This is a genomic window from Pseudomonas sp. TUM25319 (assembly GCF_056388475.1).
This window is the reverse complement of record NZ_CM150751.1, coordinates 170,812-183,745: the sequence shown is the minus strand read 5'-3', so window position 1 is coordinate 183,745 and position 12,934 is coordinate 170,812. Positions and strand designations below refer to the sequence as shown.

Here is a 12,934-nt window from a genome sequence, read left to right as displayed (position 1 = left end):
TTCAGCGTCAACTGAAACTCTCGGGCTGCAAAAAAGGATTATGCAATACAAGGGGTTACGACATGCAAACTCAAATTCGATTAAGTAGGGATAGTTCTATCCGAACGTACGGAATGCGAGCTTCAGCGATCCCCTACCGTACCGAAATCGAACGCTCGCTCAGCAGTGGTGAGAGCGTTGTCATAGATTTCGCTGGGAACGATGTCACTCAGTCCTTCGTCGACGAGTTGATCGGGGCGCTGATTCTGAAGGAGGGTCGCCAGGTGGTATCGCGCCTTGCCTTTGAAAACTGCACCAACGATGTCAAAGGAATCATTAAATTTGTGGTCCATGATCGAGTTCGACAGCTGCAAAAAATGCCCGCGTGACGGATCCGCATTGAATTTAAGGCCCTCAATATTGAGGGCCTTTTCATTGGTGCCAGGCAAAAGATAGCCGTCTTGAGTGGCCCCCATAGCTCGCCCTGAAAAGCGAATGTCAGGGGACACACCGCAGAAAAGCGTTCTGTAGCGGAGGAATACGTGGAAAACGGAGCTTAGGTTTCCTCATTGAGATGTGTAGAAATCCATCGCGACTCACCTATGCAAAGGCTGCGAAAAGCCTGAATCTACTGGGGTATCGTGGCGTGAGATATGTGCAAAAAAATGTGCACAGCATCTGCGGATTGGAGAGCTGGCTTGGCTCCTTAAGTAAAACCATCAAGCTGCAACGGACCTGCAACTCCTGCGGCTTGAAGCAAAGCGGGTAATACCACCCCTGAGCCCTACGAGGTGGTGTTCCGGTTTTTGACCAAACGAGAGCACGCCAGGCGCGCAAATGAGCTGCACGACCAGCTGAATGAAGTGCTCGGGGTGGCCAGAAATCTCAACGATGGGCTGTACTTCGGTGGAGCAGACGTCACGGTGCTACAAGACTTTACCATGCTCGATGCGGAAGACTTCGTGCGGTACAACCTTCACGACTGGCTCAGTGTTGGGGATACCGATGAAGATGAAGAAGGTGCCGATGATGCTGACTGAGCTGCTATCGGCCTCCCCTTTAGGATCTGGGTTTGACCTTAGCTGACCGGCTGCTCTACAAACCAATTGATTTTCTCCGGAGCCGGTGTCACTGTCGCTCCAAGAATAGCCCCCACGCCTCGGGCAGGTCCCAGACCTGTACTGCGCATCAGGGGGTTAGTTGTTTCTAGGGCCCGCCCAGGTCGATCAGGCATGCTTTGGGCTGGCCTCAAACCAGTGGGTGACCACCAAAAGGGTCAGTTAGGCCTACTGCTGCCTATCCTCGCTCGTTACCATCCAGAAACCCTCTATTGATACGGTTTCAGCAAAGATGGATGTCTATAAGCTCCGCATCGAAGACACAGAAAGCAAGATCATCGACAAGGAAGGTTTCGAGGCCGAGACCTTCCGCAGAGATCCGTGGTACCAGCCTGGAAGTGCGGGCAAGCTAGCTCAGTTTGCTGTATGCCCGGCATGCGACAACCCTGTCCAGCTGGTTGGGCTGTATGAGCTACCGCCTAACGTGAAGAACCCATTCGGGAAACATGCTACTAAGAGCATTCGCGGCATCGCTCCATTTGATAGTGAGGCCCGTAACGATTGCCCGTACTTCAAGCCTCGCCAGCATAAGAAAACAGAACGAAAAACCAGGTTTGACGGCGTCCCGCGGAAGATTCTCAAGCTATTGATCGAACAGTTCGATCGCGTGGTTTACATCCTGGAGAAAGAGACCCAACTGGTCCTTTCCGAGAACGCGTTGAGAGGCATGCTGCAGCGTTACAAGGGAGAGCGTGGCTACCTCTATACCGGCGCGACGCTTCGCAATGTGCCATGGATCTTTGCTTACATGTCGGACGCCACCCGCCTGTTTGGCCAGAAGGTCAGTGGAAATGCTGAGCTGGTGAAAGCTATTGCCGCTGAGGTGCCGGGGGCGGAAATCAGCAGCACTGGTCGGCTGGAATCGAAGAAGGTGCCTGGTTCGAAGGCGGCATATTTTGATCTCAAAATGAGTTTCATCCGCCATCGAATCGTCAAAGACAGTGAAGCGTCTGGCTTGGTTGAAAGCATGGAGTTTGTAGTGTCACAGCCTCGCGGAGGTGAGCTTGAGCACATTCACAAGGAAGTCATCAAATTCGATTCGGCTTGGTTCGAATCTCTTATCCGGATGCCGGTTGATCATCCTTATCGCAGAATGGATAGAGTGAAGATGGCCCGGGAGGAACTGGGCGATCTGCTGGAGCTGACTCAGGCCTGAGGAGGCCTGCTGTAAACCACTTTTTTTCACTGTAAACCACAGTGGTTTACAGTGAAAAAAGTGGTTTACAACGTAGCTATGACACGCGCCCTGGCCACTCCCCAGGCCAGCGCGCTCCTCATTGGTTCGTTCAGCCGGACGTCGAACACCTGTGCTGCTCGGGGCCTTGCCACGCCGCGGTGTCCTATAATTCATCTTCAGCTGAGTGGAGCAAAATGTTGTGAAGCGCACATTCATTGGAATGGTCGAGGCTGGTGAGCCACTGATGAGGCAAGCGCTTGAAGCTATCCGACAGGCCCACGAAGCGGAGGCTGCTGGATTGCCAGACCTTGAGGTACAGCGTCTTCACCTATTGGCAGATTCGCTCTATCAGGCGGTCATTGATTTTCAGCTCCTCAAAGCAGGTAAACCACCGTCGACTATCCAGTGAGGACCTGCCGCTACATGACGAAAAAGATACCAGCTCTTCTCCCCGACCACCCCATGTATACCGACGCAGTGGATGCGATGAAGCAATACCACGAGGCGCAGGCTTCTGGCTCATCTGCCGAAGAGGTTGAGCGCCTGCGTCAAATCGCAGAATCACAATTTCGGGCTGTCAGCGAGTATCAGCTCAACGCTCTGGGATATCAGTCTCGTCGTCCGCACTGAAGGGATAACCGATCCGGAGGTAGCTTCAGAATCCATCAAGCCAAGCGGAAGACTCACGACGCGGTCCGATTGATCAGCGAGACGGTCGGGAGGGTTTGCACACAGCTGTCTAGTCCTGAAATAGGTTTACACCTGTTCAGGTAGGCCGATAGGCCTCAAAACGCCCGATGCACTGCATCGGGCGTTTTGTTTTTCAGGGCCATATGGGGCCGTTCTGTGTTGTAGATCTGCACTGCCTCGTCAACCATCTGTCTCGCCTGCTCAAGATCTTCAGGGCTGCTCAACAGCAGCTCCATTTTGAGGATTCCGTTGATTCGCTCGGCCAGCGCGTTCTGGTAGCAGTCATACCCATCAGTCATGGAGCACTGAACATCGTGCCGTTGGTGCAGTGACTGGTACAGCGCTGAGCAATATTGGATGCCTCGATCCGAATGGTGGACTAATGGCTGGCGACGACGTCGCGTTCGTAATGCCTGCTTGAAGGCTTGCGCCACTGACTCGGCATGCAGGCTTTCATGAACGTGGTGGCCAACAATTTTCCTGGAGTACGCATCCGTTACCAGGCTCAGGTACAGCGGGCCGTTACGTGCGGGCAGGTAAGTAATGTCGGCAACCCAGACGTGCTCCGGCCTTGTCGGAACGACTTGGCTTGGACCGGGCTTGAGTAAATTGGGATGGCGGTAGAAGCGATGAAAGCTCTGTGTTGTCTTGTGGTAGGCCCGCTTGGGCAGCACCAGCAAACGGCGCTCTCCCAAGACCTGGAACAGCCTATCTCGGCCGACTTGGAATCGTTTGTCAGGTTGGCAATGCAGCAGATAGTGCAGCTTGCGTGTACCCAAACGAGGCTGGCGCATCCGGACTTGCTGAACAAACTCAACCACCCGGTCTGCCTGATGCTCTTTGCCATCAGCCGCTCGGTTGCGCTTGTAGTAAGCCTGTCGACTGATGCCTAGAAACTGACAAGCCCTGGCAATGCTCAGTCCTGAGACTTGACCTTGCGAGAGGACTTGCCGGATCGCTTTTTTACGACCGAGACACCATAGTCATTTTTCAGAACATCAACGACCGTCTCAAAGAACTGGGCCTTCTGGCTCATCAGCTCAAGCTGTTGCTCAAGCTCTTTGATCCGCTGCTCGGGAGTGAGCGTTTTGGGGTCAGACATCGCGCAGCTCCTCTCGTCTCGGATCGAGGCCCCCTGGCTCCAATCCTGGCGACCGTGCTTACGCAACCATACCAGAACCGTTGACCGACCCTGGATGCCATACCGCACCTGGGCCTGCTTGTAGGTCAGCTCGCCTTTTTCAATCTGATCAACCACCGCCAATTTAAAAGACAGTGAGTAATCCCGCTGTGTGCGCTTTACACCTTGCTCCATCTGACTCTCCGGAAATTCGGGATGGGAGGTGTAAACCTTATTCAGGACGGGACAAGCCCCAAAAAAAAAGCAGCTCCCGAGAGCTGCTTTTTTCTTACTCCCCCTTTTTGTGCTTGTGGGGTTTCAGGTCCGGATGGTCCTTCTGCTTTTCAGGGGTGACTCGCTGCCTTTTGTCCGGAGTGCCATCTTCATTGGTGCGCTTTGGGCCTGGCTTGATGCTCATGCAAAACTTCCTTTTCCGCTTGGGTTGTTGAATGCAGCTATGTAATTAGTCCAGCTTCTCTCAGCTGTCAAAGCAGGCTGGTGCAGAACCGCCTGGCCGATGATCCGGTCCACATCGAACATTCAGAGGCCAGAATAAGAGCCTCCGACAAAGGGCTTACAAGGGGCAGTGAAATCCAGCGCTGAGCGATACGAAGACGTCTGGACGTTCATCATGCCGAGCACGGTGTGGAACAGGTTGTCGTGGCTCAGCGGTGACGTGGTTTGAGCTTTCAAACAACCCACGTTGACCTTTTCGCTCTTCGCGAGCGAGTCAGACATCCAAAGTACCAACGGCACCTTTGTTTGCTCGTCAGGAGCCATCGCGTAAGGCAGCCCGTGTAGATAGAGCCCACCCTCCCCCAGCGATTCGCCGTGGTCCGAAACGTACATCAGCGCAGTGTCGAACTTGGTGTTGGCCGCCAGGATATCGATGAGATTTGCAGTCACATAATCGGTGTAGAGGATTGAGTTGTCGTAGGCATTGACCACCTCCTCCTGCTTACATTTGTCGAGCTCGTTGGTCTCGCACACCGGTGCGAATTTCTTGAATTGCGAGGGGTAGCGCTTGTAGTAGGCCGGGCCGTGACTGCCTTTGTAGTGGAGCACCAGGACAGCATCGCCTTCCTGGCGCTTGATGAAGTCTTGCATCTCCGTGAGCAGCACCCCGTCCTTACACTCCTCGCTGGTGCACAGTTGGGAATCCGCGTGAGAGGCAGCCTTGTGGTTGGGAACCCTGTCGCAGACCCCTTTGCACCCCGAGTTGTTGTCAGTCCACATGACACTGATGCCAGCGCGTTGAAGCACGTCGAGCAGCCCTTCTCGGCTCTTGGCCAAGCCATCTTTGTACTGGGCCTTACCCACGTCCAGGAACATGCATGGCAGCGAGACCGCGGTAGCGGTACCGCAGGAGCTCACGTTCGTGAAGCTAATGACATTTCGCTTTTCTAGTTCCGGATTCGTTTCACGGGAGTAGCCGTTGAGGGAGAAGTTGGCGGAGCGAGCGGTCTCTCCTACTGCCAGTACCAGCAGCCTGGGTTTACGAGCCGCACCCTGTCGATTAACTACCGCATCAGTACCAATGGCCGTCAGCGTTTTAGGTGAGGCCAGCTGACGCTTCAGGTACCCATGGCCAGCCGCAAACAAGTTGGTAGGTACCAGAATCAGCCGGATCTCCCGATTGTTGCGCAGCAAGGAGGCATACGACTGGTACTGACTCAACGCGATGCCAGATAAGGTCAACAGAGCGAGCGACAGAGCAATGAACCTGCTGACCAAAGCTTTGGCCCAAGGCTTGCGCCGGAGGGGAACCCGGGCAATCAGGTAGACGGGCAACACCCCAACCATTGCGACCCAAAGACCGAGCTTCCAATTCAGCAGCTCGGTTGCCTCAGCGACGTCGGTCTCCACAACGTTGGTGAACATTGTGTAATCGATCACGATGCCGTAGGCATTCATGAAGTAACTCGCAAAAGACGCGCTGATCAGTACCAGGCACAGTATGGGTTTGGCCAGCCGCCCCCATGACAGCAAGCTCAGAACGGTAAACACCCATGCGAATACTATGACTGGGAGGCTAGCCGCTAGCTGCCAGTTCACTTCATCGGTTTTGAATACCAGCTTCCAGAGCACGTTCCAGAGCTCAGCGTTCGCGAATAGCAGTAACCAAAAAGTCACCAGGCCGATTAGCAAATTAGTACTGATGCCTTTCTGCCGCGCATTGCGAATAGCAAAGATCCATTTGCTTAACAGGGTGTGAACAATGGATTTGGAAGGTGTCATTATCAAACTCTGGAAGCTGCTTATCCATGGCGGTAGCTATGGAGTTAGCGGGAGCTACAAGGCAAACCGTCGACAGATGCTGAGCGATTGCGCAATGTGCGGAGCGTCAGAGGCCTTAGGCCCCTAGGCGTTGGGGACGCTTAGTATGTGTGAGGCATAGGGATAAAAAGAGAAATGAATCTCGCTGAGCGCATTATTTCCGGGACCTGATAACGACACGATGACCTCGGGATTACAATGCTGACAGAAATCCAATTACTGCTGTTTTGATTGTCATTGATCACGCTATGATCAAAATTAGGGGAATACTACCCACCAAAAGCAATGCTCCGCTCAGCTAGATAAATTTAATTTCACAAACAAAACGGTTTCGTTTTGTCGTAGGCTAATTTTGAACTTTCAATTCAACTTACAAGTCTTTCTCGCGAGCAGAACATAATTTTCAACTTTTGCTCGTTAATATGTCACCCATCAATGAGGGGCGAATACCATGAGCTTTTTCAAAAACATCCTGGGCGGGCACCATGGCCGTGGAAACCACGGTGGAGGCAAGCACCACAGCGGGGGACATGGGGCCGAGCAATATGATCGCCATGGCCGGCAGCAGGGCTGCGACGGCGGTAATCAGGTGTATGACGGCGGGCGCCCTCCCACTCCTGCCCCCATCAAAGATCTGCAGGGCTGCAGGCAGTGCCGGACGGCCAACGATCCGTCAGCACGCTTTTGTCTAAACTGCGGAACACCGCTATCGAGTGGTTGCACCGCCTGCGGCTCGCTGCTGAGTGCAGGAGCAAGATTTTGCAGTCAGTGTGGCCAAGCGACGCTCTAAGGCTAGGTAGACAGGAAGGCCAACGAGACCACAACCCTGCGCAAGGAGAAATACGTGGGTTCAAATCATGACCATGGCAGCGCTGCAGTACGCGAGGGGCATCAGAAGAAGCTAATCATGGCGCTCGGCTTGACTGGCAGCTTCATGATTGCAGAAGTGATCGGTGCGTGGATTACCGGCAGCCTGGCGCTGCTGTCGGACGCATCTCACATGTTCACAGATACTGCCGCCTTGGCGATCTCACTGATTGCACTTCAGATAGCCAAGCGGCCGGCGGATCAGAAAAGAACCTTCGGCTATGCGCGCCTGGAAATTCTGGCTTCGACGTTCAACGCCGTGCTGCTCTTCCTGGTGGCGATGTACATCTTGTATGAGGCCTACCAGCGCTTCTTCATGCCGGCGGAGATCGCTACCGGAGCGATGATGTGGATCGCAATCGCCGGCCTGATCATCAACCTAATTTCGATGCGCCTTCTGGCATCTGCGAGCAACGAAAGCCTCAACGTCAAAGGAGCCTACCTCGAAGTTTGGAGCGACATGCTCGGCTCGCTTGGCGTAATCATCGCGGCACTTATCATCCGCTTCACCGGCTGGACCTGGGTCGACACGATTGTCGCTGTGGCGATCGGCCTTTGGGTTCTGCCGCGGACGTGGCAGTTGCTTCGCGAAAGCCTGGGGATCCTCATGGAGGGTGTCCCGAGGGGGCTCGACGTTACGGCAATCGAGGCCACCATCCTCGGAGTAGATGGCGTGACGGACGTTCATGACTTGCACGTGTGGGCTGTCAGCAGTGGCAGTAACGTGATGACGTCGCACGTAGTGGTTCGGGATTCTGCAGATGGGGATGCTGTGTTGGCGGCCGTCGTGGATGCTGTCAGCGATGCATTCGAAATCCATCACTGCACCATCCAGATCGAGCGGGCAGCTTTCCACGAGAGCGTTCCCTCACCCTCGCACTGACCGATCGGTAAACACCATGCAAACACATCACCCTCCTGGCTGAGGGTGATGTTGCAAAAAAAATGCGGTGAGGGATGCCGTAAACGGCAGGAGCGCTTCAAGGGGGTTGGTGAATGGCTTCGCCTGCCCTCGTCAACAACCTCCAGAAGGCTCAGCGATGGCCTGGATCATCACGAAGTACCTACTCACTGCCGGTATAGTGATTCTCGTGTCAGAGCTGGCGAAACGCAGCGACAAGCTGGGCGGCTTGGTCGCCGCCCTACCCTTGGTCACGGTCGTGACGTTGGTCTGGCTCTATTTAGAGAACCAGAGCATGGAGAAGATCTCCAACCATGCTTGGTACACGTTCTGGTACGTGCTTCCGACCCTGCCGATGTTTATTGCTTTTCCATTGCTGCTACCTAAGCTCGGCTTTTGGCCGACACTGATCAGCAGCATCCTCATCACAATGGCCAGCTTCGGAGGCTTCGCCATACTGCTGCGCCGGTTCGGCATTGAGCTTCTATGATCCGGTGGCCGCAGGGATCATCTTGATGAGTCTTAACGGCTATTAACACACTCGCCCTTCACCAGGTAGCGAACCATGTGCAGTTCGCCTTTCGAGTCTTCGTAGGTCATCATGCTTCTTACATTACCGCAGTACCGCACATTGGGTGATACATACACCAACTTACCAACGTCCAGGTCCATGCCATAGGCGTAGTCTTCTAGTTGAGGCATGGGCTTTTTTACGCGTTGAGCATAATCCGCTGTAGCCTCTCTAGCAGTACGCTCGATGTGTTTATTGATCTCCATACCGCTTTGGGCATTGGCTGTTAGTGATGTAAAGAGCATAAACACGGCGATCGCTGATACAGTAGTGTTCATAAGAAGTCCCTTAATAAAAAAGCGCCCGTAGGGGGGCGCTAAAATTCACCTACCAAAGGAGCGTATGGTTTACAGGTGAATGCACTGGCGCGAACAACTGCTCGGTGCTCTTGCCAAGCTGCTTTGAAATGAGACAATTTCCAAAGCAGCGATGCCTCTTCCGCTGCCCTTAAACTAGCAAAGGAGGCTAACACCAAGATGATCGTGCAATTACAATTTGGACATGTAATAGATTGTAAGATAATTATTCGAGAGAATATCGAGCCGCCACGTGAACTAATTTGCAGAAAGGCGCTGCGGTTTGCGGCCGTGCATGGGGTCTGCCTGCGTGGCGCCCTCGATCCAAGGCCAGTACCAGTCCTTGCAAGCTAACGACCGAAATGCTGCCTGTCCTGGCCGATTCCACCTGCCAGGCGAATCTGTCATACACCGCCGCAGGCCCCAGAATCCGCTATGCTTAGGGGTGGAGCCTGCATGACTGTCAGAAATCTTGCGGCTACATTACAAATTTGTAGGATTTCGCCGCGGCCAGCTTCTTCGCGTTAAGATTCAAGCGTCCTCAGGTGACCCGGCGTATGGACAGAGGTAGCGACTACCACATGCCATACCCTCAGCCAAACTTTCGAACAGCCTGCAACCATAATCTTGGCGGATTAGGCCAACTCCTTCCTCACACCTTGAGATAAGTTATGCGCGTTCTAGTTGTGGAAGACGAAATTAAAACTGCCGAATATCTTCAGCAGGGCCTATCCGAAAGCGGGTATGTCGTAGATATCGTGCACAACGGTGTAGATGCTCTGCACTTGTTCAACACTAATGTCTATTCGTTGGTCCTCCTGGACGTGAACCTCCCGGGTATCGACGGCTGGGACCTGCTGGAAACCATCCGTAAGACCAGCCGGGTCCGCATCATCATGCTGACCGCCCGCGGACGCATCAATGACAAGCTCAAGGGCTTGGACGGCGGCGCGGATGACTACCTTGTGAAGCCATTCGAATTCCCTGAGCTGCTTGCTCGCATCCGTTCGCTGCAACGCCGTGGTGATGAGTTAGTCGAGAAGAGCTCGCTGAAAATTGCCGATCTGGAACTCGACTCCGTCCGCCATCGCGTCTTCCGCGGTGGCACACGCATCGATCTCACCACCAAGGAATTTGCGCTTCTGCACCTGCTCATGAGCCGAACGGGCGAAGCGCTGACTCGCTCTCAGATCATCTCGTTGGTCTGGGATATGAATTTCGATTGCGACACCAATGTCATCGATGTAGCCATCCGGCGCTTGCGCTCGAAGATCGATGACCCGTTTGAAACCAAGCTCATTCACACGCTTCGTGGCGTTGGGTACGTTTTTGAGGAACGCGCATGAGGCCATTCAGCCTGGCTGCAAAGCTGGGGTTAAAAGTTGGGTTGATGAGCGCAGCGTTGCTGCTTCTGTTCGCCACCTTTGGCTATCTGATGGTAGGCAAGGCTCTGGAAAGAAATGCCAGAGCAGACCTGGAAGTAAAGATGGCGGGGATGGCTCACAACCTGTCCACCATCCCGGACATCTCCGGCGTCAACGCGGATGCGCATCAGCTTGTCGATTTGGTCATGGGCCACAACAACCTGTATGTGAGCATATTCGATACCTCACAGAATCAGACTCCCCTGCTCTCGATTGGCTCGAAACAGGTCAATCTGGAGGTGCACAAGTTTCAGCCGGCGGCCCAGCCCAAAGAGCACGAATGGCGTGATACGCAGGACCGTCCTCTGCTGAGTGCTTCTCGAATCATGCGTTTGGGCGATGGAACAGAGGTCAGCGTCTATATGACCATGGACCAGTCATCCAGTGAGGCGCTGCTCGATGCGTTGCTGACCTGGGCCTTGATGATGTCCCCCGTCATCCTCGCACTGATCTTGGCCATTGGCTGGTGGACTGTGCGCAGAGGCCTGCTACCACTGACCAAGTTCCTCAAGATCGCCTCGAAAATCTCAACCGAGAGCCTCGACCATCGCCTTCCAACTGATGGGATGCCGGCAGAACTCAAAATGCTCGCCGACGGCATCAACATCATGCTGGCTCGCCTGGATGATGGGGTTCAGCAGCTCTCGCAGTTTTCTGACGACCTTGCTCACGAACTTCGAGCACCGCTTTCCAACCTGATGGGCAAGGCCCAGGTTGCCTTGACCAGAGAACGATCGCTTTCCGAGTACCGGGAGGTTCTGGAGTCGTGCACAGAAGAGCTGGACCGCATGAGCCGCATGGTTTCCGACATGCTGTTCTTGGCCCAGGTCAGTCATCCAGCATCAATGGTGGAGTTCGAATCCGTCTCCTTGGTCGACGAGGTTCAGCGAGTGTGCGATCTCTTCAGCATTTCAGCAGAAGAAGGCGAGATTCAGCTGCAGATCTCCGGCAGTGATGACGTGGTGCGCGGGAATCGCCTGATGGTTCAACGTGCCGTCTCGAATCTGGTCTCGAACGCGATCCGTTACTGCCCTCGCGGCCGCACGGTCTACGTTAAGGTGCAGCATAGTGCGAGCGGTACGACGTTGAGTGTCGGCAACCCCGGCCGTGGTATTGCCAAGGAACACCACGCGCACTTGTTTGAGCGGTTCTACCGTGTGGACAAGAGCCGAGCACGGAGCGAAGGCGGTACCGGTCTTGGCTTGGCCATTGTGCAGTCGATCATGAGTCTGCACCAGGGATCGGCGAGCGTGGAGGTGACCGAAGAAAACTTCACCTGGTTCCACCTTCACTTTCCGGAAGCCCAGCAAATGCAGCCGGCAATGACCGCCGCTTAAATTGCGCAGACACGATTAGGCCCGTCAATCGACGGGCCTTTTGTTTGCCTCAATGCATCAGTGCCGAAGGACCACAGGGTCCATGGGCGACCGCAGAATCACCGACTTAATAATCTTCTGTTCGTCAGGATTGGCGTTTTTCCACAGGTGTGAGAAGTACTGAGCATTCACTTTCTCTTGAGCACTTACGCTGCCGGCGGCATCGATCAGGCGCATGGTCGAGTAGACACAGATCAGCGCCAGAATGAAGAACGCCGTGGCGACCACCATCACATAACGCTTGGCCAGCACCGGTGCCCGCTTGAGCTCCTGGATAGAGGCGTCCGCCGCCTTTGTCGCTGCTGTAAGCTCCGAGATCAGTGGCTGGATGGCGGTGTCGACTCCGCGGCATGCAGCTGAATACGCTGATGCAGCGGCGCGCAAGGCAACCTCCTCCGCGTTCGACCAAGCCTTCTCCGCCTTTCGCACCTCCTCCTGAATCTGCCGGCCGACAGCGTCCACCTGCTCCACCAGTTCGTTCGACCTCTCCAAAACAGCGCTGGAGGTGCGCGTCTGCGAGGTCAGCTCATCGAGCTGGACAGTGAGTTTTTCAGTGCAGCGGCGAAAGTCACCGATAGCAACTGCCCAGGGCTCTATGTCATTCATGGCTATCTCCTAGGGCGGCCAACAACGCCGCGCTGAATTAACGCGCTAGATATCAAAATTGTAATTTAAGAGAAAATTCGAAGTCGCCCTCGACAGTGCCGAGATAGACATGATCCTTCCAGATTTGAAGATTTAACGCATCCTATCTGCAGCCAAAATTACGGAATTGTAATTATTGACTCACCTTGTCGTTAGCTTCGCGTTCCTAAACTACAAACCAACAAAGGCCGCTAATCAGGTTGGCCTAGTATGAGCCGAGGTTCACAATGAAATTTGTCAAATCTATCGCTATTGGCAGCCTGCTGCTGGGTCTCATGGGTACCGCTTACGCTGAAGGCGGCTTCGAGCGAACGAAACAGTTCAACGAGAACTTCCGAACCGAACAGGCTCGCCTATGGAGCGATGACTCTTCGGACCAGAACAAACAACAAGTCGCTCAAGAGCAAAAGAAAGAAAGCAAGGATGGTAAGGAACAAGCCGACAATTAATCGGCGGTTAAATAGGACTTCAAATGACGAAAGAAATCGACAAA

The 12,934-nt window shown here is 54.2% G+C and carries 16 protein-coding genes; 11 read left to right on the top strand and 5 right to left on the bottom strand.

The window, feature by feature from the left end:
* The first annotated feature begins 62 nt into the window (after positions 1 to 62).
* The 5 genes from AC05QJ_RS00835 to AC05QJ_RS00815 all read left to right on the top strand — a co-directional run bounded on the left by AC05QJ_RS00835 (position 63) and on the right by AC05QJ_RS00815 (position 2,904).
* Positions 63 to 368 carry an STAS-like domain-containing protein gene (locus AC05QJ_RS00835; RefSeq protein WP_080516231.1) on the top strand — a complete coding sequence of 102 codons (306 nt, stop codon included), beginning with the start codon at positions 63 to 65 and terminating at the stop codon, positions 366 to 368.
* A gap of 417 nt (positions 369 to 785) precedes the next feature.
* The gene (locus AC05QJ_RS00830; RefSeq protein ID WP_156867445.1) at positions 786 to 1,019 is read left to right on the top strand and encodes a hypothetical protein; all 234 of its coding nucleotides are present in this window, start codon (positions 786 to 788) and stop codon (positions 1,017 to 1,019) included.
* A gap of 310 nt (positions 1,020 to 1,329) precedes the next feature.
* Positions 1,330 to 2,253 carry a hypothetical protein gene (locus AC05QJ_RS00825; protein ID WP_011953102.1) on the top strand — a complete coding sequence of 308 codons (924 nt, stop codon included), beginning with the start codon at positions 1,330 to 1,332 and terminating at the stop codon, positions 2,251 to 2,253.
* A gap of 220 nt (positions 2,254 to 2,473) precedes the next feature.
* Complete coding sequence (locus AC05QJ_RS00820; protein WP_015268418.1) at positions 2,474 to 2,683, top strand: hypothetical protein; 210 nt, start codon at positions 2,474 to 2,476, stop codon at positions 2,681 to 2,683.
* Between the two features lie 14 nt (positions 2,684 to 2,697).
* Positions 2,698 to 2,904 carry a hypothetical protein gene (locus AC05QJ_RS00815; protein ID WP_011953104.1) on the top strand — a complete coding sequence of 69 codons (207 nt, stop codon included), beginning with the start codon at positions 2,698 to 2,700 and terminating at the stop codon, positions 2,902 to 2,904.
* A 155-nt stretch (positions 2,905 to 3,059) separates the two neighbouring features.
* On the opposite strand, the gene AC05QJ_RS00810 is transcribed toward AC05QJ_RS00815, so the two are convergent.
* The 3 genes from AC05QJ_RS00810 to AC05QJ_RS00800 form a co-directional block, all read right to left on the bottom strand.
* Positions 3,060 to 4,279, bottom strand: a protein-coding gene (locus tag AC05QJ_RS00810; protein WP_476745068.1) for an IS3 family transposase whose coding sequence is annotated in 2 segments (ribosomal slippage) — positions 3,060 to 3,931 and positions 3,931 to 4,279 — 1,221 coding nt in all. Because the reading frame shifts where the segments join, the coding sequence is not laid out codon by codon here.
* A 94-nt stretch (positions 4,280 to 4,373) separates the two neighbouring features.
* Positions 4,374 to 4,502 (bottom strand): hypothetical protein, encoded by a 129-nt coding sequence (locus AC05QJ_RS00805; RefSeq protein WP_003253468.1) that lies wholly within the window; start codon positions 4,500 to 4,502, stop codon positions 4,374 to 4,376.
* A 122-nt stretch (positions 4,503 to 4,624) separates the two neighbouring features.
* On the bottom strand, positions 4,625 to 6,322 hold the full coding sequence (locus AC05QJ_RS00800) for a phosphoethanolamine transferase (RefSeq protein WP_003298414.1): 1,698 nt from the start codon (positions 6,320 to 6,322) through the stop codon (positions 4,625 to 4,627).
* Between the two features lie 490 nt (positions 6,323 to 6,812).
* Here AC05QJ_RS00800 and AC05QJ_RS00795 point away from each other — a divergent pair, with 490 nt between their 5' ends.
* The 3 genes from AC05QJ_RS00795 to AC05QJ_RS00785 all read left to right on the top strand — a co-directional run bounded on the left by AC05QJ_RS00795 (position 6,813) and on the right by AC05QJ_RS00785 (position 8,619).
* Positions 6,813 to 7,151, top strand: coding sequence for a zinc ribbon domain-containing protein (locus tag AC05QJ_RS00795; protein WP_079732563.1), 339 nt, complete (start codon positions 6,813 to 6,815; stop codon positions 7,149 to 7,151).
* Between the two features lie 54 nt (positions 7,152 to 7,205).
* Positions 7,206 to 8,111 (top strand): cation diffusion facilitator family transporter, encoded by a 906-nt coding sequence (locus AC05QJ_RS00790; protein ID WP_010951438.1) that lies wholly within the window; start codon positions 7,206 to 7,208, stop codon positions 8,109 to 8,111.
* A gap of 157 nt (positions 8,112 to 8,268) precedes the next feature.
* Complete coding sequence (locus tag AC05QJ_RS00785; protein WP_011953105.1) at positions 8,269 to 8,619, top strand: DUF3147 family protein; 351 nt, start codon at positions 8,269 to 8,271, stop codon at positions 8,617 to 8,619.
* A 32-nt stretch (positions 8,620 to 8,651) separates the two neighbouring features.
* Here the strand turns inward: AC05QJ_RS00785 and AC05QJ_RS00780 are convergent, their stop codons facing one another.
* Positions 8,652 to 8,978 (bottom strand): DUF2790 domain-containing protein, encoded by a 327-nt coding sequence (locus AC05QJ_RS00780; RefSeq protein WP_010951440.1) that lies wholly within the window; start codon positions 8,976 to 8,978, stop codon positions 8,652 to 8,654.
* Positions 8,979 to 9,667: 689 nt separating this feature from the next.
* On the opposite strand from AC05QJ_RS00780, the gene AC05QJ_RS00775 reads away from it, so the two are divergent.
* Together AC05QJ_RS00775 and AC05QJ_RS00770 are read left to right on the top strand one after the other, a co-directional pair.
* Positions 9,668 to 10,342, top strand: coding sequence for a heavy metal response regulator transcription factor (locus tag AC05QJ_RS00775; RefSeq protein ID WP_003253457.1), 675 nt, complete (start codon positions 9,668 to 9,670; stop codon positions 10,340 to 10,342).
* Positions 10,339 to 11,757, top strand: a complete 1,419-nt coding sequence (locus AC05QJ_RS00770) for a heavy metal sensor histidine kinase (protein ID WP_010951441.1) — start codon at positions 10,339 to 10,341, stop codon at positions 11,755 to 11,757. Before AC05QJ_RS00775 ends, AC05QJ_RS00770 begins: the two co-directional genes overlap by 4 nt.
* 57 nt (positions 11,758 to 11,814) lie before the next feature.
* Here AC05QJ_RS00770 and AC05QJ_RS00765 read toward each other — a convergent pair whose 3' ends face one another.
* A complete protein-coding gene (locus AC05QJ_RS00765; RefSeq protein WP_010951442.1) occupies positions 11,815 to 12,402 on the bottom strand; it encodes a hypothetical protein in 588 nt (195 codons plus the stop codon).
* Positions 12,403 to 12,668: 266 nt separating this feature from the next.
* On the opposite strand from AC05QJ_RS00765, the gene AC05QJ_RS00760 reads away from it, so the two are divergent.
* Positions 12,669 to 12,890, top strand: a complete 222-nt coding sequence (locus AC05QJ_RS00760) for a hypothetical protein (protein WP_010951443.1) — start codon at positions 12,669 to 12,671, stop codon at positions 12,888 to 12,890.
* The last annotated feature ends 44 nt before the right edge of the window (positions 12,891 to 12,934 follow it).

Coding starts and splice junctions, on each gene's coding strand:
- AC05QJ_RS00835 (WP_080516231.1), top strand. CDS start 63: ATGCAAACTCAAATTCGATTAAGTAGGGATAGTTCTATCCGAACGTAC.
- AC05QJ_RS00825 (WP_011953102.1), top strand. CDS start 1,330: ATGGATGTCTATAAGCTCCGCATCGAAGACACAGAAAGCAAGATCATC.
- AC05QJ_RS00815 (WP_011953104.1), top strand. CDS start 2,698: ATGACGAAAAAGATACCAGCTCTTCTCCCCGACCACCCCATGTATACC.
- AC05QJ_RS00805 (WP_003253468.1), bottom strand. CDS start 4,502: ATGAGCATCAAGCCAGGCCCAAAGCGCACCAATGAAGATGGCACTCCG.
- AC05QJ_RS00800 (WP_003298414.1), bottom strand. CDS start 6,322: ATGACACCTTCCAAATCCATTGTTCACACCCTGTTAAGCAAATGGATC.
- AC05QJ_RS00795 (WP_079732563.1), top strand. CDS start 6,813: ATGAGCTTTTTCAAAAACATCCTGGGCGGGCACCATGGCCGTGGAAAC.
- AC05QJ_RS00785 (WP_011953105.1), top strand. CDS start 8,269: ATGGCCTGGATCATCACGAAGTACCTACTCACTGCCGGTATAGTGATT.
- AC05QJ_RS00780 (WP_010951440.1), bottom strand. CDS start 8,978: ATGAACACTACTGTATCAGCGATCGCCGTGTTTATGCTCTTTACATCA.
- AC05QJ_RS00775 (WP_003253457.1), top strand. CDS start 9,668: ATGCGCGTTCTAGTTGTGGAAGACGAAATTAAAACTGCCGAATATCTT.
- AC05QJ_RS00770 (WP_010951441.1), top strand. CDS start 10,339: ATGAGGCCATTCAGCCTGGCTGCAAAGCTGGGGTTAAAAGTTGGGTTG.
- AC05QJ_RS00765 (WP_010951442.1), bottom strand. CDS start 12,402: ATGAATGACATAGAGCCCTGGGCAGTTGCTATCGGTGACTTTCGCCGC.
- AC05QJ_RS00760 (WP_010951443.1), top strand. CDS start 12,669: ATGAAATTTGTCAAATCTATCGCTATTGGCAGCCTGCTGCTGGGTCTC.